The following is an 18,027-nucleotide window of genomic DNA, read 5'->3' as shown; positions in this document are numbered from 1 at the left end:
CATCAAAAACACAGAAAAGCCCCGCAGTACCCCGCCACTGAGGCGGAATACCGCGGGACTTTACCCTTCTGGAGACCTGAACCGGCGCCTCCGAAAATTCAGAAACTACCGAATAGGAATCCAGAAAATTAACCTGTGGCTTTAGTTCTGCCAACCCACATTGACCCAGCGCTTGGGGTCGGTGTAGCTGGTTGCGAAGAGGGAAGGACCATAGTTAGCCAGCTTCTCCTTCACAGCTGCGTAGCTGGGGCCGTTAGCGTAGGGGAAGTAAATAGCGACCTTCTCCATGTGCTGCTTCTCAGCCTCAGCAGCCATCTTCAACTGCTCCTCGTGGGATTCCTTCTCGTAAATAGACGCGATGAACTTATCCAGCTCGGGATCGCCCACACCTTCGTTGATTTCGCTGGTGTAGAAGTACTGAACACTGTCTGCGGGGTCAGCACCAATACCCCAGCCGGAGAAGGCGCAGTCGTACTGCTTAGAGCCCATCACGGAGTTGAACTGGGACTGCGGCTGGTTGTCCTGCTCGAGCTTAATACCTGCTGCCTTGAGCTGCTGCTCGAGGTTCTGGAACTGAGCCAGGGAGGTTGCATCCGAACCGAAGTAGGTGATGGAGAAGCCTGCAGTCTTGCCGTCCTTGGCGTAGTAGTCGCCATTCTTGGAGTAGCCTGCTGCTTCCAGGATCTTTGCCGCAGCCTCGGCGCCGGGGTTGGACGGCATGTTGTTCTGGTAGCCCTTCTGGAAGGGCATAGCGATCATGGAGCCGGTCAGCGGCTCTTCCCAGTTGATCTGGCCGAACTTGACCTTAGCCAGCTGGGAGCGGTCAACCGCGGCGAAGACTGCACGGCGCAGGGCGGTGTCGGTCACGCGGGTCGGGTTGAACTGCAGGTTGATCACGCCAACGCTCTGGCCGGAGCGAATCTGAACACCGGGCTGACCCTTGACGGCGTTGTAGGTTGCCAGGCCAGCAAAGCCGATGCTGTCCAGCTCGCCGTTCTTGAACGCTGCGCGCTCTGCTTCGTCGCCCATTTCGCGCCAGATGATGCGATCCAGCAGAGGCTTCTCGCCCCACCACTTGTCGTTGGGCACGAGGGTGAGGGTCTTAGCCGAAGAGTTCCACTCGCCAATCTTGAAGGGGCCGGACCAGTACTGATCCATGGGTTTGTTCACGAAGCCGTTATTGAAGAGCTCCTTGTCGGTCAGTGCGGGGTGCAGACCGAGCAGGCCGAGGGTCTCAGCGGGGTACAGGGGCTTGGACATGACGATCTTGACGCGGGTCTTGTCGCCATCCACGGGGTCGATGGATGCTACCTGCTGCCAGAAGGGAGCGGCGATAACGTTGTAGCCGTCATCAGGGTTGCGGTAGACGGTCCACGCGGCGCGGATTGCCTCAACGTCAACGGGGGTGCCGTCATTGAAGACAGCCTTAGAGTTGAGCTTGAAGGTGATGGTCTGCACGCCGCCAACGGTCTCTGCCTTGTAGTCGCTGACATAGTCGTCGTTGAGGCTGTATTCGCCAGCAGGGCTTAGGGAGGTGAAGCCGATAGCGGAGGGGATGTTGCAGGCGCCACCGAATGCGGTGAGGTTCTCGGTGGTGTAGCCGCTCTGAGTCAGAATGTTGAAGTTCGGGCCGACTGCGGAGACGCTACCGCGGAACTCGCCACCCTGCTTGAGGGAGGAGCGGTCCTGCTTGTTGATTTCGAGGTTCTTGACGATTTCCTCGGTGCTTGATGCAGCCTTACCGCTGATCTTCTTGTCAGAGCCGCCGCCGCATGCAGCGAGCAGGCCGACGGTACCCAGGGCAACGGTGCCGGTCAGCAGGGTACGGCGATTAATACGTAGATGAGTCATGTATTCTCCTCATGCCGGAGGGCTCGGGTGCTATTCGATAAGCGCACCGTGTTGTGCGCTGATTTTTCGGGAGCGCCGAAGCTCCCGCCCATCACCTTTGTGAGAGCCCCCACATTGTTTGTGGTTGAAACACAGTATACCCCCAAAAGAAGCGACGCAGACCACAGTCCAATCCGTGGAAGAACTATACACCGTCTAAAAATCACGGGTTCAGCGCCTGAAACCGCATCATCATGCGGAAGCCGCGTGCGAAAACTAAAAAATGAAATATTATGTAGCATTGGCGCGCGAGCGCGTCACACCCGGTACTTTGAGAGTCGTTACAAGTTACAAGCACAGCGTCGGGGCAACTAAAGCGCACTGAACCCTCCACAAGAAAAAGCTCCCCACCCCTATACGACACTGCGAAAACGTATAGGGGGCAGGGAGCTTAAAACTGCGGCTTATGCCATCCAGCCGACGGTAGACCAGTCGGTGGTCTTGAAGAGGAACGCACCGTAGTTAGCGAGCTTCGGGCGGCATGCCTTGAAGTCCGGGCCATTGAGGAAGGGGATGAAGAGGCAAACCTCGCTCATGTGCTTCTTCTCAATTTCGTTGCACTTCTCGGCGCGCTTAGCGTCATCGAGGATGGTGACCATCTCGTCGACCATAGCGTCGATTTCGGGGGTGCCGACGCCGTTCCAGTTCTTGGAGTGGTAGAAGTACTCGGCTGCACTGGTCGGCTCGGAGGTCACGCCGAAGCCCGAAATGCTTACGTCGTACTCGCGGTTACCAACAACCTTCGAGAATTCAGACTGTGCACGCGAATCGAGCTCGAAGTTAATGCCGATTTCCTTCATGCTCTGGATGAAGGTCTGTGCCTGGCCCTTGGTGGTGGCGTCATCACCGAAGGTGGTCAGCTTCAAGGTGATGGTCTTGCCGTCCTTCGCGTAGAAGTCGCCGGACTTGGTGTAGCCTGCCTTCTCCAGGACCTTGCGTGCTTCCTCCGGGTTACGTGCCGGGTAGTTGTCGCGGTAGTACTGGGAGGAACCCAACAGAAGCATCGAGCCGGGAACTTCTTCTTCGTAGGGCAGACCCTGGAAGCGAATCTTTGCCAGAGCACCGCGATCGATACCCAGGAAGATTGCCTTACGCACGGCAACATCGGTGATGTGCTGTGCGTTCAGGTTCATACCACCGGCGAAGAGGCGGCGACCGCGGCGGATTTCAGAGTTTGCAACGTCCTTCATCTCGTTGTAGGCGCTGAGGGTACGTGATTCCACGACGTCCAGCTCGCCGTTCTTGTAGGCGGCGCGAGCTGCAGCGTCTGCCATTTCACGCACGACGATGCGGTCCAGCTTGGGCTTCTCACCCCACCACTTGTCGTTGGGCACAGCAGTGAAGGTCTTCTCGGAGGAGTTCCAGCCGTTGGGTGCCAGGGTGAAGGGGCCGCAACCGAGCTCGGGGTGGGGGTTGTCCACGAAGCCTTCATTGAAGAGGTTTACGTCGAGCATCGCCGGGTGCAGGATTCCGCCGAAGAGCAGACCCTTGACGGGGTTGTGCGCAGTCTTGAAAACAACGCGTGCGTGGTAGCGGTCGCCATCGATAGCTTCAACGCTTTCGATGTACTCGTAGATACCTGCTGCGGCAATCTTGTATTCACCGTCGGGGTCACGCTGGATCTGCCAGGTTGCCTTGAGTGCATCGATGTCGATGGGGGTGCCGTCGTTGAAGACTGCCTTGGGGTTCAGACGAACCTCTGCGGTGATCTTGCCGTCTACTTCCTTAGCTTCGAAGCCGAGGCAGTAGTTGGGGTCGAGCTCATCTTCGCCCTTGAAGGTGCTGCGCCAGATGCCGGCACCGGCGATAACGCCCATGGTTTCGGAGACGGAGGTGCTCGAGCCGTTCTGGGAGAAGCGGTTGAAGTCCGGACCAAGGGAGTAAGTGCTCAGGTTCAGGGTACCGCCCTGCTTGAGCTTCGAGGCATCCTGCTCGTTGATTTCATAGAACGGGGTTTCGCTTGCCTTGTGCTCGGTCTTGGAGGACGAGGAGCCACAAGCGCTCAGTACGCCGGCAGCAGCGACGGCGGTTGCGCCGCCGAACAGTACGCGGCGGCTCATGATCGGGTTGAATCCGGAGAGGGAGGGGATGGGGTGGGGGCTCATGATGGGCTCCTTGTGGGTGTGGACTGCGCTGATGCAGTGTTTGCAGTGTAGAGTGGGTGGCTTGCGTGCTCTGGAGGCGGGGTTTCCGTCTGCAGGAGCGCCTGCTATCTGCGGTGATGGGCGGGCAGGTCAAGCCATGCAAAATAATGTGACCTAAAGCTATGTTCTAAGCCACATTTAATATTTTTAGTAGTGTACACCACATAAATCACTACAGGTGCGCAACACGATAAATATTTCTCAATTATTACGCCCGACCCTAATGCAGCGGGCCTAAATCCATATCGACACAACCCCACTATCCTTCGCGCAACACCCCTCCCCCACCTCCAGAAATAGCCAACGGGCACAGCAAAGCGGGCCGAACGCGCATATACGCATTCGACCCGCTCGCAAGACAGGCACCTTTTAGGAGTTCATCCAGCCCACAGCAGCCCAGTCCATCGACTTGTACAGGCGCGGACCGTAGTTAGCCAGAGTCTTCTTGACCATCACAAAGTCAGGACCGTTCGTAATGGTGCCCAGGAAGGCGAACTCCGCCATGTGCTTCTTCTCAATCTCGTTGCAGGCGAGGTTACGTTCCTTGTCATCCTCAATGAGGGTCATGGCGTCGATGAGGGCATCGATTTCCTTGCTGCCGATACCTTCGTTGTTCTCGGAGTAGTAGAACTGCTTGGTACTCTCGGTCGCGTCAGCAGAGACCGAGTAGCCGCTGAAGGAAATATCGTAGTCCCAGTTGCCCAGAATGGTGGCGAACTCGCTATCGGCGTGCTGATCAATCCGGATCTCGATACCGACATCCTTCATCTGCTGAGTGAAGGTCTGAGCCTTACCCTTGTTGGTCGGATCGTCACCGAAGACCACCACTGCGCAGCCAGCCTTCGTGCCGTCCTTCTCGTAGTAGTCGCCGTTCTTGGTGTAGCCGGCGGCCTCCAGAATCTTCTGCGCCTCCGAAACGCTGTTATTCGGGGTCGGGTAAGAATCCTGGTAGTAGGGCGAGAAGGGCATGTGAATCATCGAACCGGGAATAGCCTCCTCATAGGGCAGACCCTGGAACTGAATCTTTGCCAGTGCTTCACGGTTGGTGCCGACGAAGATTGCCTTACGCAGGGCAGCATCCTTGACGCGACGGGGATTAATATCCAGGCCACCGGCGTAGAGGCGGGTACCCTTACGCAGTTCGGTACCCGCAATGTTCTTCACCTCGGCATAGGTGGAGGAGGTGCTTGCACCGATAGCGTCAATTTCATCATTCTTGAACGCGGCACGTGCAGCGCTGGACTCCATCTGGGTAAAGACAATCTTGTCCAGCAGGGGCTTGGTGCCCCACCACTTATCGTTGGGTACAACACTGAAGGTCTTCGCGGTGGAGTCCCAGCCCTTATCCGCCAGGGTGAAGGGGCCGGCCCAGTACTCGGGGTGGGGCGCATCCACGAAGCCGTTGTTGAAGAGCTCGACGTCTTCCAGTGCGGGGTGCAGAATCTCAGAGAAGAGGCTCTGCAGCGGGTAGAAGGGCTTGGAGAAGGTGACGATTGCACTGTAGTCGTCTTCGCCCTTTTCTACGGATTCGACGAATTCGTAGATGCCGCTGGTGACAATGTTGTAGCCGTTATCCAGGCTCTTGAAGATGTTCCAGGTGGACTGGAGCGCCTTGTAGGTGATGGGGGTGCCATCATTGAAGACAGCCTTGGGGTTGAGCTTGACGGCAACCTGAATCTTGTCATCCTTCTTGCTGTGCTCGAAGGAGACAGCGAAGTCGGTGTTCAGCTTGTAGGTACCGTCAAAGTCGAGGTTCCACATGCCAGCCTGGCTGATGGTGCTCATAACGTTGACGTTATCGCTGGTGTTACCGCTCTGGGTGTAGAAGTTAAAGTTCGGGCCGATGGATCCGGCGGGCAGGCGCAGAGTGCCGCCCTTCTTCAGGCTGTTCACGTCCTGAGCGTTGATGTTGTAGAGGTCTTCGATATTGGCACCGGCGCCGGCGGCCTTGGTCTTTTCAGAGCTTGCGCTGCCGTTGCCGCAGGCGCTGAGCAGACCTACAGCTCCCAGAGCCGCGGTGCCGCCAATGAGCGCGCGGCGGCTGAAGCTGTTCTTGGTCGCTTCGTGGCTACTCGCGGTGTATGCGGTGTTGGCGGTCATGGGAGTGGTTTCCTTCTGTCTTGTGCGGGCGGGTGTACCCCGTATTCCCGAAGTAATGATTATTTATGCAGAGCACTGCATAACTTTGTATGACTTCACTGTAGCGCACCTCGAGAGCGAAAACCAAGCATTTTCACAATATTTCTTAATATTTATCGTATTTTTTGAATATTCATACTATGAATACCCTGTTTTTGCGCGAATTTTTCGGATTTTGCCGGATAGCTATACCATCACTCCCCCACATAGGTACACAAAAGCACCCAAAGCCCCCTCCAGAAATGCAAAAAGTGTCCACCCGGATAATCCGGGTGGACACTTTCAATAGCTCTAGGCTATTCACCTAGGAGGTGAAGGGATGAGGACTTACTTAGCCCAACCAACCTTCTCCCAGTGAATGCCGGTGCCCTGGAAGAGGGACACGCCGTAGTTGCGCAGACCCTTCTTCACGAACTTGTACTCGGGGCCGTTCATGAGCGGAATCAGCACTGCGAACTCAGCCAGGTGCTTCTTCTCGATCTCATTGCAAGCCTGGTTGCGTTCCTTGTCGTCAGCAATGAGCTTCATCTTTGCGATCATCTCATTGATCTCATCGGAACCGGCTTCCTCAGGCTTACGGCGCATGTAGAACTGCTCGGTAGCCTCGGTAGCATCCGGGGAGCTCGGAGCGAAACCGGAGGAGGTTGCGTCGTAGTCCTTGGAGGCCATGGTCTTGTTAAACTCGCTAACAGCACGGGAGTCGAGCTCAGCATTAATACCTACGGACTTCAGCTGCTGAACCAGGGTCTGACCGACAGCCTTGGAGGTGGGATCCTCACCGAAGATGGAGAACTTGAAGGCAGCCTGCTTGCCGTCCTTCTCGTAGAACTCACCGTTCTTGGTGTAGCCTGCATCTTCCAGAATCTTGGATGCTGCAGCAGCATCGTTGTTCGGGGTCGGGTAGGTGTCCTGGTAGTACTCGTTGAAGGGCATGTGAATCATCGAGTTGGGAAGCTTCTCTTCGTAATCCAGGCCCTGGAAACGAACCTTGGCGAGAGCCTCACGGTTCAGACCAGTAACCACAGCGCGGCGCAGAGCAACATCCTGCATGCGGGCGGGGTTCATGGTCACGCCACCGGAGAACAGGCGAGAGCCTCGGCGGATCTCGATGTTAGCAACGTCCTTGAGCTCCTTGTATGCGGAAGCGGTGGTAGCACCAATCGCATCAAGCTCATCGTTCTTGAATGCCGCGCGCTCAGCAGCGGGATCCATCTGACGGAAGACAATGCGCTCCAGAACGGGCTTCTCGCCCCACCACTTGTCGTTGCGGGTCAGGGTCAGGGTCTTCTCGGTCGAGTTCCAACCACCTTCAGCAATGGTGAAGGGGCCAACCCAGTACTCGGGGTGCGGCTTGTCAACGAAACCAGTGTTGAAGAGTTCCTTGTCCAGCAGAGCCGGGTGCACAATGCCAGCGAAGAGGGTATTCAGCGGGTAGTAAGGTGCGGAGAAGGTTACCTTCACCTTGAAGTCATCACCGTCGCGATCCACGGAAGCAATGCTGCTGTAGATGCCGCTGCTTCCGACCTTGTAGTCACCATCGGTGCTCTTGAGGATGTTCCAGGTAGCCTGCAGAGCCTTGTAGTCGATGGGGGTACCATCGTTGAACTTAGCCTGGGGGTTCAGCTCAATGGAGACGACGGGCAGACCGTTTTCTTCGGCGACATCGAAGCTCTTCGCAAACTCGGGAGCCAGAGTGCGCTTACCCAGGGGGTCACCCTGCCACAGGCCTGCGTAAGCCACGGGGCTCATAGCGGTCTGGGTGTACAGGGAGTTGCCGTCCGCGCTGAAAAGGTTGAAGTCCGGACCAATACCCGGAACAGCCAGGCGCAGAGTGCCGCCATCCTTCAGCTCAGAAACAGCGGCCTCGCCAAGGTCATAAAGCTCCTTGGCATCGGTGCCCACGGTTGCACCCTTGGTGGTTGCCTTGGAGTCCTTGGACGAGCCGCACGCAGCCAGTACGCCCACGGTACCCAGTGCTGCAGCGCCACCGAGAACGGTACGACGGTTCAGGATGAAATTCTTCTCCATGAGAGTGTCCTCTTATACGTTTGACCCTCAATAATCCTGCAGGAAAGCGTCAAGGATTCCCTGCTCATGCGCCGCAATAGGGTGCGGTGAGCGATGAATTAGTGCCGGTCTATGAATGTGTTCCTTGAGGTACGCCCCTAGCGGCGCACCCACAGGCTTAATTATGGCTTACTGCCAGCAGGAAAGCTCTTCCATAAATATTCATATCTTGAATGGTGAGAAAGGTTACGCCTAGTCAGTGCAGTTTTTCCTGTTTTCTTGGTGGTTTCAGTGCCTAGCGCCACATTCTGCGGCTCGCACCGTCTCACTAGGTGACAATCTCGAACAACGTACAGCCCACCAATACCGGGCATAAAAAACCCGAGGGGCGAATATTCAACGAATATTCGCCCCTCGGCACACATGCGACTTATTCAGCCGACTCTAGAGCTACACCGTAGCGGCCTCAGCCTCAGGGTAGTAGCAAGCATAACCGTGATCCTGGCCCTCAACGGGGGTCAGTTCCGGCATCTCCTCCAGGCAACGACGCTTCTTGTCCTCAGGCAGCAGCTTGAAGACCGGGCAACGGCTCGAGAAGCCACAACCCTTAGGCGCGTTCACCGGAGTGGGCAGGTCGCCCTCAAGCATAATGCGGTGGCGCTTTGCCTCAACCTCGGGATCCGGAACCGGAATCGCCGAGAGCAGTGCACGGGTGTACGGGTGAATCGGGTTGTCGAACACCTGGTCGACGTCACCGATCTCAACAATACGACCCAGGTACATCACTGCAACGCGGTCGGATGCGTGGCGAATCACCGCGAGGTCGTGAGCAACCATCAGGTAGCTCAGGCCCAGGTTTGCACGCAACTCCTCCAGCAGGTTGATCACACCAGCCTGGACGGACACGTCCAGTGCGGACACCGGCTCATCCAGAACCACGAGCTTAGGGTTAACGGCAAGCGCACGAGCAATACCGATACGCTGACGCTGACCGCCAGAGAACTGGTTCGGGAAGCGGTTCACGTGGTCGGGCTGCAGACCCACAATGTGCATCAGCTCGATGACGCGCTTCTTGATGTCTGCCTTGTTCATGCCCTGGTTTTCCAGGGGCTCAGCCAGCACCTCGTAAACGGTGAAGCGCGGATCCAGAGCACCGGTGGGGTCCTGGAACACCATCTGCTGGTTCTTACGCAGCTCAAGAATCTCACCTGCGGACTTGCCGTCCTTGGTGGAGGTTCCGTTAATCAGAATCTCACCGTCGGTGTTCTTGTTGAACTCCATGATTTCCAGCAGGGTGGTGGTCTTACCACAACCGGACTCACCCACGATGGAGAAGCACTCGCCCTCGCGAATGTCGAAGGACACGCCGTTCACAGCCTTCACAGTGCCCACGCGGCGCTTAATCAGCGCACCCTTCATGAGCGGGAAGTGCTTCTTGACGTTGCGGACCTCCAGGACGGGGGCACGCTCCTCACGCGGGATGCCGTCGTACTTCGATACCGGGGGTTCCGGAACCGGGTACAGCTCGTCTGCGGTCTTACCGACCAGCTCCTGAGAGATGGTGCAGGAGGAGTAGTGGCCCTCGCCAACGCCTTCCAGCAGCTGCAGATCGGGCTCGCCGTTGGAGTCCTGGCAGCACTGGCCACCGCTTTTAGCGATGGGGCAACGCGGGCGGAAGGAGCACGCGGTCACCGGGTTAATCAGGTTCGGAGGGGTACCCTCGATGGGTACCAGGGAGACCTTCTCGGAACGGTCCACACGCGGGACCGCACCCAGCAGACCGATGGTGTACGGGTGGGAGGGATGCTTGTACAGGTCTTCTGCCTTCGCAATCTCCACCGGCTTACCGGCGTACATCACCAGAATGTCGTCAGCCATACCAGCCACAACACCGAGGTCGTGGGTAATCATGATGGTCGCTGCGCCGGTCTCATCCTGAGCCTTCTGCATAACCTCCAGCACCTGCGCCTGAATGGTCACATCCAGTGCGGTGGTGGGCTCATCGGCGATGAGCACGCGGGGGTCATTCGCAATCGCCATAGCGATCATGATGCGCTGACGCATACCACCGGAGAACTCGTGCGGGAAGGAACGCAGGCGGTCAGCCGGCGAGGGAATACCCACCATACGCATCAGTTCGATGGAACGGTCCTTGATAGCCTGCTTGCTCATGCCCTTGTTGTGGACCTTGAGCACCTCAGCAATCTGATCACCAATGGTGTACACGGGGGTCAGAGAGGACAGCGGATCCTGGAAGATCATAGAGATCTCCTTGCCGCGGTATGCGCACATTTCCTTATCGCTCAAGCCCAGCAGCTCGGTGCCGTTGTACTTGACCGAACCGGTGATGTCAGCGGTAGTCGGGTGCAGACCCATGATTGCCATGGAGGCAACGGACTTACCGGAACCGGACTCACCCACAATACCCAGGGTCTTACCGGGGTACAGGTCAAAGTTCACACCGCGAACAGCGTGCACGACGCCATTCTCAGTATTGAAGCGGACGTTGAGGTCCTTAACGCTCAGAACGGGAGAGGTACTCATTAGTTCTTCGCCTCCTTTGCAGCGGCAGCGGGTGCCTCTGCCTTCTCGTTCTTCTTGGACTTCTTGATCTTACCGACCGACATCGAAGTCGGGTCGAATGCGTCACGCAGACCGTCGTTCATGAGGGCCAGCGGACCAACCAGCAGGAAGAAGAACAGAACCGGGAACCAGAACATGTGCGGCAGGGTGTTAATCTGCTGCGAAGCATCCGAAATCAGCGAGCCCAGCGAGTAGTTGGGGTACTTAATACCGATGCCGATGAAGGAGTAAGCGACCTCAGAGAGCACAGCGCCCATGATGCCGCTGGTGAAGTTCAGAACCAGCAGGGAGCCAATGTTCGGAACCAGGTGGCGCATCACAATCTTGAAGGGGTGCACACCCATGTAGCGTGCAGCCTTCACGAAGTCGCGGTTGATGAGGGACTGCGCCATTGCACGAATAACACGGGCGCTACCCATCCAGCCGAAGGCAATCAGCACTGCAGAGAGCAGAACCCAGGTGGGGACGCTCTTCTGAATCTGCTTACCAACCTGACCGTTAATCAGAATTGCCAGAATCAGCAGCGAGGGAACCATGATCAGGGTCTCGAGGATGAACAGCATAATCTTGTCAATCCAGCCACCGAAGTACGCCATCACACAACCGTAAACTGCGGAGATGAACACAGTGGCCAAACCGACGACCACACCAATCTGGAGAGAGGTCCAGACGGCCTCAGACATCATGGCGAACACGTCATTACCCGCGATGGTGGTACCGAACCAGTGCTCGGCCGAGGGGCCTTCACCCAGCGCCATGTAGTCAATGTCGTTGGGCTTGTACTTGGTCAGGTACTTACCGAACAGACCGAACAGACCCATGCCGATGAACACGCACAGACCGAAGACTGCAGCCTTGTTACGCAGGAAGCGGCGCAGAATAATAACGCTCTTGTTGATGACCTTGAAGTCACCGTTCTCCTGTACCACCGGTACGGAGGAAGTTGCAGTTACCTGACTCATGAGATCCTCACTCGGGGGTCGACGATGGTGGTAGCGATATCAGCGATGATCGCACCGACAGCGAACAGTGCAGAACCGTACGCGAGGGTCACGGTCGCAGCGTTCACGTCCTGCGCGGAAATGGAGTCAATCGACCACTTACCGATACCGGGCCATGCAAAGACGGTCTCGGCGAAGAATGCACCCGCAAAAATCATCGGAATCTGGTACGCGATGGACTGTGCCACGGGGATGAAGGAGACGCGCAGTGCGTGGCGAGTAATCGCCTGGTTACGGGTCAAGCCCTTAGCACGAGCGGTACGCACGAAGTCAGCGTTCACGTTATCGAGCAGGTACTGACGCTGTGCAATCTGGTAACCAGCCCAACCGAAGATGGTCATACAGAAGGTCGGCACGACGTAGTGCGCCGCCATATCCATGGTGATTTCCCAGAATCCGGTCAGACCCGGAGTCGAAATACCGGTCACATAGAAAATCTTCTCTCCACCATTAGCAACGGCGATGTTGTTGATAGTGGTCGCGCCCTGCTGCACCACGAAGTAAGCAACGGGAGCGGGGATGATGTAGACCAGGTAGGAGTAACCGGTGATAACACGGTCAGAGAACTTGTACTGGCGAGCTGCCGAGTACACACCCAGGGCAATACCAATCACAATCGAGAGAATGGTAGCCACCAGCAGCAGGCGGGTAGAAACCCACACGCGCTGGCCAAATTCCTGGTTAATGTACGCGCCGTTGGGGCTACGGCCCCAATCGAACTTGGTGACCACATTGGTCAGCCACTGAACGTAGCGGTCCCAGGGGTTCATTTCGGGATCGAGACCCAGGGATGCGAAGTTACGGTTCACCTGCTCGGGGCTAGGCTTCGGAACCTTTTCCTGCTCCAAGAGGGCAGGCTTCAGGGCAGTAACCGCTGCAAAGTAACCCATCGTGGTCGTAATAAAGACCATGACGAGGTACGTCAGCGATCGCTGGAGGATGTACCTAAACATGGGACGGTTCCCCTCCTTGTGTAGATGTCGGTGTTAAGGCATGTGTGTCATGCTGTCCTAGCGCACTGCTTCGTGATGACTGTCACTAGGAGCATATGTACTTTATCTTATATAGCCTGTAACACTTCCACCAAACCCACATTGGGCACTTTCACCCCTTAGAACAGCCTGTATGCAAGCTAAAAGGGAGCTGGGTAAAAAAATGCCCCGGAATACCGGGGAAAAGGGGCGGATTAACAATTTTTACGAAAATTTTACATCGGAAACAATTCTCTCGACATAGGGACGTAATAACCTTTTCGATAAGCGTTTTAACGGGGCAAAACACCACGTAAACCCACTATTTAAGGGACTAAACCAACACTTCCAACCCCTAAACCAAGCACTAAGGCACACCTCTTAAGCGCGCTATTTAAGGCAACTCAGCCAAAAACAGCGCCCCGACACGAGCACACGACTCGCACCGGGGCGCCACTTATATAGGAAGGCAACGCCTCCGCATCTAGTGCTAAGACCCTAGCTCTTAGCGTTAGGCTCCGAATCCGGCGAAGCCTCCGAACTCAACGACTCATCAATACGAGCACGAGCAGAGCCGTGAATGCTCTTCAAAGCCTGCGCATCCTTAGCAGCCATCTCCGGAGTAATTACCGGAATCGCACCGGTCGCCGCACGGGCAATATCAACAGCCGGCTCAGTCTCCAGGGTCGTCGCCAGCGCATCCTCACGAATGAAGAACAGAAGCAGCGTAGACACCAGGCCCAGCGGCACCAGGTACAGGAACAGCGGAATCAGCGCATCGTTATACGCATTCACAATGATGCCGTGCACCGGCTCCGGCAAAGACGCCACCAGCTCAGGAGTCAGAGACGAAGACGCATGGCTACCCGAAGACTGCAGCGCCTGCTGCGGCATACGCTCAGAAATCAGCGACGTCAGACGCGAGGTAAACAGACCACCCACCAGCGAGGCACCCACAGTAGCACCCACCTGACGGAAGAAGTTATTCGACGCCGTCGCGGTACCAACCACACTCACCGGGAACGCATTCTGAACAATCAGAGTCAAGAACTGCATAGACATACCCAGACCGGCACCCATCACCGCAAGGTATATACAGAACAGCCAGGTCGGAGTCTCAACAGTCACAGTCGACAGCAGGAACAGGCCCAACGCCACAACCGCGGTACCGGTCGTCACGTAACTCTTATAGCGACCGGTCTTCGACACCACGCGGCCCGTCACAATCGACACCACCAGCATGACACCCATCATCGGGATCATCAGCAGGCCAGCCACCGTAGCACTCACGCCCAGCGCCATCTGCAGATAGGTCGGGATGTACTCCACCGCACCGAACATCGCCACGCCCAGCGCCAGCGAAGCACCCAGAGTCAGCAGGAAGTTACGGTTCTTGAACAGGTACATGGGCATAACCGGCTCAGCCGCACGGTTCTCCACCGGGATGAACACCAGCGCAGCAACCACCGAGAAAATCAGCAGACCAATAATCTGCGGCGACGTCCACTCGTACTGGTTACCGCCCCAGATCGTAGCAAGCACGAGCGCACTCGTACCCGCCATCAAAATCAACGAACCAAGGTAGTCGATGCTGTGCTTCTCACGCTCACGGAACGGGCGGTGCGGCAGCAAGAAAATCACCGCGAGAATCGACAAAATAGCCAACGGCAGATTCAGCCAAAACGCCCAACGCCAACCCGGGCCCTCAGTAATCCAGCCGCCAATCAGCGGACCAGCCACCGACGAGAACGCGAAAACGCCACCGATAATACCCATGTAGCGGCCTCGGTCGCGAGGAGGGATCACGTCAGCAATCACCGCCTGAGAAAGAATCATCAGGCCACCACCGCCCAGACCCTGCAGGGCGCGAGCAAAAATCAGCCAGTTCATGTTCTGCGCGAGCGCGCCAACAACCGAACCCGCCATGAAAGCGACAATCGCAAAAATCAGGAAGGGCTTGCGTCCGAACTGGTCAGAAAGCTTGCCGTAGACCGGCATCGTAATCGTCGACAGCAGGATGAAAATGGTAATCACCCAGCTCATGTGCTCCACGCCGTGAAGCTCACCGACGATCGTGGGCAGCGACGGCGCCAGAATCGTCTGGTTCAGCGAGGACATGAGCATCACAATGACCAAGCCCAGGAACATGGCGCGGATGCGGTTTTTACTTTCCTGCTTAGTCTCACCGGCTGGCGGCTGAGGTAGCTTCTTTTCCTCTGTACTCATCGTTTAATCCTTAGTTACGTTCTATATGTTTCTGTTATGTGTCCGCCAGGTTCTTGATTCGGTTGCTCGAATCGGTCGCCCCGATTTGGTCGCCCCGATTTGGTTCCGGCGGGCTTTGCCGTTTGCAGTAGTAAACCGCCGCTAGATTGCAGGTCGACTCTGCTCAAAAAGCAGGAACTGGAAGGTCTTCACCGTCTGGCGAATACCGCGGGCGATATCCTCTTTGTCCTCCAGGTTGCGGGCAAACTCCAGCTGACGAAGCACCGCGGAGGCAAGCTGGACCTTTGCGCGCGATCGCTCGCGGAAGTGATCGGTCAGCGGGTCAGCCGGGTTTCGGCGCGGGAAGGGGCCGCGGCGACCAGCAGCATCAAAAGCCACCCAGTCGATGGTGTTCAGGTACTCGGTGAGCACCTGTTCGCACTTCATGTAGTGCATTTTCATTCGCTTCGCGGACTCGGGGAACTCCTGATAGGGAGCTCGAGGGTCCTTGCCCTTGGCGTAGTGGAAGCTCTGGAAAATGACCTCCCAGAGAAGATGGGTTACACGAATAATCGTGTTGTCATCCTCGTGGGCGCGGTCTGTTTCGAGGATTTCCTCGCTGACCACCGGTTCACGCAGACCCAGGACGGCGTCCTCTTTGGAGGGGAAGTAGTTGAAGAAGGTACGCGGGGAGACGCCCGCCTCCTGGGCGATTTCTTCAACGGTGGTTCCGCGCATCCCGTGGTCGCGGACGCGTTTGAGGGCTGCTTCGTGGATTGCCGTCCAGGTTTGTTCGCGGCGGCGTTCGCGAAGACTCTGTTCCTTTTTCTGCATAACTGCAATTATTTCACCACTGCACACAATGCTCAAGTGCATTTTTAGCGTTAAGGCTCACAGCATAGCCAGCTAAACTCCAGCCCCGCCGCTGGCACACAATACCGACACATCACATACGAAGCGGCAAACCCGCTCTCCCAAGCCCCACACGAAATACTGGCATAATAGACGGGTGAACTTGTTTGCCCCCACCTCCCTCGACTTCCTGCCCGACTGGCTGCGCCTCGCACTCGGCATAGCCGATATCCTCATCCGACTCGCAGCCCTCTGTTGGCTCCCCTACAACCGCAAACCCGTGGTTGCACTGGGCTGGCTCATGGCCATCTTCTTCATCCCCTTCGTAGGGTTCATCGCATTCCTCGTCTTCGGCTCCTCGCGCCTGCCCGCCTACCGCCGCGCACGCCAACACGCCATGAACGACTTGATCCGCGAAGTCAGCGAGAACAAGCCCTTCCTCACCCGCACCGACGACCTCTCCGACCCCGCAAAGGCAGCCAGCCAGCTCAACTACACCCTGGGCTCACTCCCCCTGGTCGGCGGCAACCAATTCACCCTCCACACCGACAACCACGAGGCAATGGTCGCCATGGCGGAAGAAGTCGACCGCGCCACCAAATACGTGCACTTCGAGTTCTACATCACCGCCTACGACGAGGCGAGCGCAGTCCTCTGGGACGCCCTCTTCGCAGCCCACGAACGCGGTGTACAGGTGCGCGTACTCATCGACCACATCGGCTCCCGCAAATACCCGTCCTATAAGAAACTCGTGAAAATGCTCAACGACTCGGGTATGCAGTGGCGCCTCATGCTGCCGCTCAAACCGTGGAAACTCAAGTGGCAGCGACCCGACCTGCGTAACCACCGCAAGGTCCTCGTCGTGGACGGACGCGTCGCGTTCTCCGGTTCGCAGAACGCTATTCACCGCTCCTACGACATGCCCGAAAACATTAAGAAGGGCTTGGAGTGGAAGGACCTGACCTTCTCCTGCACCGGCCCCATCGTTGAAGAGCTCAACGCCGTTTTCGTCTCCGACTGGTACTCCGAAACGAACCAGCTGATCCTGGCAGAAATTAACACCGCCATCCCCTACTACGAGGATGGGATGCGTGCCCAGGTTGTTCCCTCCGGCCCCGGTTTTGAAACCGAAAATAACCTGCGCCTCATCAACTACTTGATCTACAATGCCGAGCGGCGTATTACCATCTGCTCGCCCTACTTCGTGCCCGAAGAGACCCTACTGCAGGCACTCACGAACGCCGCCTACTCCGGTATTGAAACCACCGTGATTGTGTGCGAGAAGGGCGACCAGTTCCTGCCGAACATGGCGCAGCGTTCCTACTACGAGCAGCTGCTGCAGGCGGGTGTGCGTATTCTGCAGTACCCCAGCCCGACCGTGTTGCACTCCAAGTTCATGATGGTCGACGACGAAATTACGTTCATTGGCTCGTCCAATATGGACCCGCGTTCCTTCTCACTGAACATGGAAGTGTCAACGTTCGTCATTGACCGCACAATGGTCTCGATGCTGGATGAAGTGTCCGCCGAGTACGAGCAGGTCTGCACCGAGCTGCTGTACACCCAGTGGGCGGAGCGTCCGCGCCGCATCAAGATGGCGGAGAACCTCTGCCGACTCTGGTCCTCACTCCTCTAGCCCCTCGCGAAGGAACATTATGCCACTCATCGACCGTAAAACAGCTCGAGCGTTTGAACGCCTCGACGCTCACGACATTGCGCATCGTGTCTCCGCGTACACCTACGGTAATTTCTTGGTGCTGGCGGCTCTGCTGAGCATTTATGATGTGCACGCCCTCTACGACGGCACCGCGATTCTCTACATTGCGGGCACCGGTCTGACCACCTACGCGGCCCACGTCATTTCGGAAATTCAGGAGCACCGAGTAGTCCACGGGGACAAGCTGTCCCGTTCGTTCTTGCGCCACGCTCTCGGAAATGCAAGCCCGATCCTCAGTACAACGGTTTTCCCGGTGACCGTACTGGTTCTAGCCGCGCTACTGCTCCACCAAGACCTCTCTGACGGAATCTTCGACCTCACCATCGGATTGTGCCTTGCAACCGTCGTGTGGCGTATCTTTACCCTCAACTTCGTCATTGCCCGATACCGTAAAGAGCCGTTCACGTTCAGAACCCTCAAGATGGCTATCTTCCTCACCGTTATAGTGGTGGTCCTCGCCGCCATCAAGATGATAATGACCCATTAGTATCCACAGCGAAAGATATAGGACCGCCCTC

General features: G+C 56.9%; 11 protein-coding genes. 2 read left to right on the top strand and 9 right to left on the bottom strand.

Annotated elements, in window-relative coordinates:
• Positions 1-141: 141 nt before the first annotated feature.
• The 9 genes from QZ540_RS00055 to QZ540_RS00015 form a co-directional block, all read right to left on the bottom strand.
• Complete coding sequence (locus tag QZ540_RS00055) at positions 142-1,851, bottom strand: ABC transporter family substrate-binding protein (protein WP_294626805.1); 1,710 nt, start codon at positions 1,849-1,851, stop codon at positions 142-144.
• A 443-nt stretch (positions 1,852-2,294) separates the two neighbouring features.
• Positions 2,295-3,995 carry an ABC transporter family substrate-binding protein gene (locus tag QZ540_RS00050; protein ID WP_294626804.1) on the bottom strand — a complete coding sequence of 567 codons (1,701 nt, stop codon included), beginning with the start codon at positions 3,993-3,995 and terminating at the stop codon, positions 2,295-2,297.
• A gap of 408 nt (positions 3,996-4,403) precedes the next feature.
• Complete coding sequence (locus QZ540_RS00045) at positions 4,404-6,134, bottom strand: ABC transporter family substrate-binding protein (RefSeq protein ID WP_294626803.1); 1,731 nt, start codon at positions 6,132-6,134, stop codon at positions 4,404-4,406.
• 366 nt (positions 6,135-6,500) lie between these two features.
• Positions 6,501-8,201 (bottom strand): ABC transporter family substrate-binding protein, encoded by a 1,701-nt coding sequence (locus tag QZ540_RS00040; protein WP_294626802.1) that lies wholly within the window; start codon positions 8,199-8,201, stop codon positions 6,501-6,503.
• 429 nt (positions 8,202-8,630) lie between these two features.
• A complete protein-coding gene (locus tag QZ540_RS00035) occupies positions 8,631-10,724 on the bottom strand; it encodes an ABC transporter ATP-binding protein (protein ID WP_294626801.1) in 2,094 nt (697 codons plus the stop codon).
• Positions 10,724-11,725: an ABC transporter permease gene (locus tag QZ540_RS00030; RefSeq protein ID WP_005507216.1), complete on the bottom strand. Its 1,002-nt coding sequence runs from the start codon at positions 11,723-11,725 to the stop codon at positions 10,724-10,726. The genes QZ540_RS00035 and QZ540_RS00030 overlap by 1 nt, the downstream gene beginning before the upstream one ends.
• The gene (locus QZ540_RS00025) at positions 11,722-12,717 is read right to left on the bottom strand and encodes an ABC transporter permease (RefSeq protein WP_005507218.1); all 996 of its coding nucleotides are present in this window, start codon (positions 12,715-12,717) and stop codon (positions 11,722-11,724) included. The genes QZ540_RS00030 and QZ540_RS00025 overlap by 4 nt, the downstream gene beginning before the upstream one ends.
• 516 nt (positions 12,718-13,233) lie before the next feature.
• On the bottom strand, positions 13,234-14,961 hold the full coding sequence (locus QZ540_RS00020; RefSeq protein ID WP_294626800.1) for an MDR family MFS transporter: 1,728 nt from the start codon (positions 14,959-14,961) through the stop codon (positions 13,234-13,236).
• Positions 14,962-15,102: 141 nt separating this feature from the next.
• Positions 15,103-15,774, bottom strand: coding sequence for a TetR/AcrR family transcriptional regulator (locus QZ540_RS00015; RefSeq protein ID WP_239661593.1), 672 nt, complete (start codon positions 15,772-15,774; stop codon positions 15,103-15,105).
• A 175-nt stretch (positions 15,775-15,949) separates the two neighbouring features.
• Here QZ540_RS00015 and cls point away from each other — a divergent pair, with 175 nt between their 5' ends.
• Both cls and QZ540_RS00005 read left to right on the top strand, forming a co-directional pair.
• Positions 15,950-17,428, top strand: a complete 1,479-nt coding sequence (gene cls / locus QZ540_RS00010) for a cardiolipin synthase (RefSeq protein WP_294626799.1) — start codon at positions 15,950-15,952, stop codon at positions 17,426-17,428.
• A 19-nt stretch (positions 17,429-17,447) separates the two neighbouring features.
• Positions 17,448-17,996: a hypothetical protein gene (locus QZ540_RS00005; protein WP_294626798.1), complete on the top strand. Its 549-nt coding sequence runs from the start codon at positions 17,448-17,450 to the stop codon at positions 17,994-17,996.
• The last annotated feature ends 31 nt before the right edge of the window (positions 17,997-18,027 follow it).

This window comes from uncultured Rothia sp. (assembly GCF_916049665.1).
Lineage (GTDB): Bacteria > Actinomycetota > Actinomycetes > Actinomycetales > Micrococcaceae > Rothia.
Note: the sequence above shows the minus strand (reverse complement) of the source record. Positions and strands in the feature narration are given on the sequence as shown.

Excerpts from the sequence above, each read along its gene's own strand:
- QZ540_RS00055 (WP_294626805.1), bottom strand. The coding sequence starts at position 1,851 with ATGACTCATCTACGTATTAATCGCCGTACCCTGCTGACCGGCACCGTT.
- QZ540_RS00050 (WP_294626804.1), bottom strand. The coding sequence starts at position 3,995 with ATGAGCCCCCACCCCATCCCCTCCCTCTCCGGATTCAACCCGATCATG.
- QZ540_RS00045 (WP_294626803.1), bottom strand. The coding sequence starts at position 6,134 with ATGACCGCCAACACCGCATACACCGCGAGTAGCCACGAAGCGACCAAG.
- QZ540_RS00040 (WP_294626802.1), bottom strand. The coding sequence starts at position 8,201 with ATGGAGAAGAATTTCATCCTGAACCGTCGTACCGTTCTCGGTGGCGCT.
- QZ540_RS00035 (WP_294626801.1), bottom strand. The coding sequence starts at position 10,724 with ATGAGTACCTCTCCCGTTCTGAGCGTTAAGGACCTCAACGTCCGCTTC.
- QZ540_RS00030 (WP_005507216.1), bottom strand. The coding sequence starts at position 11,725 with ATGAGTCAGGTAACTGCAACTTCCTCCGTACCGGTGGTACAGGAGAAC.
- QZ540_RS00025 (WP_005507218.1), bottom strand. The coding sequence starts at position 12,717 with ATGTTTAGGTACATCCTCCAGCGATCGCTGACGTACCTCGTCATGGTC.
- QZ540_RS00020 (WP_294626800.1), bottom strand. The coding sequence starts at position 14,961 with ATGAGTACAGAGGAAAAGAAGCTACCTCAGCCGCCAGCCGGTGAGACT.
- QZ540_RS00015 (WP_239661593.1), bottom strand. The coding sequence starts at position 15,774 with ATGCAGAAAAAGGAACAGAGTCTTCGCGAACGCCGCCGCGAACAAACC.
- QZ540_RS00005 (WP_294626798.1), top strand. The coding sequence starts at position 17,448 with ATGCCACTCATCGACCGTAAAACAGCTCGAGCGTTTGAACGCCTCGAC.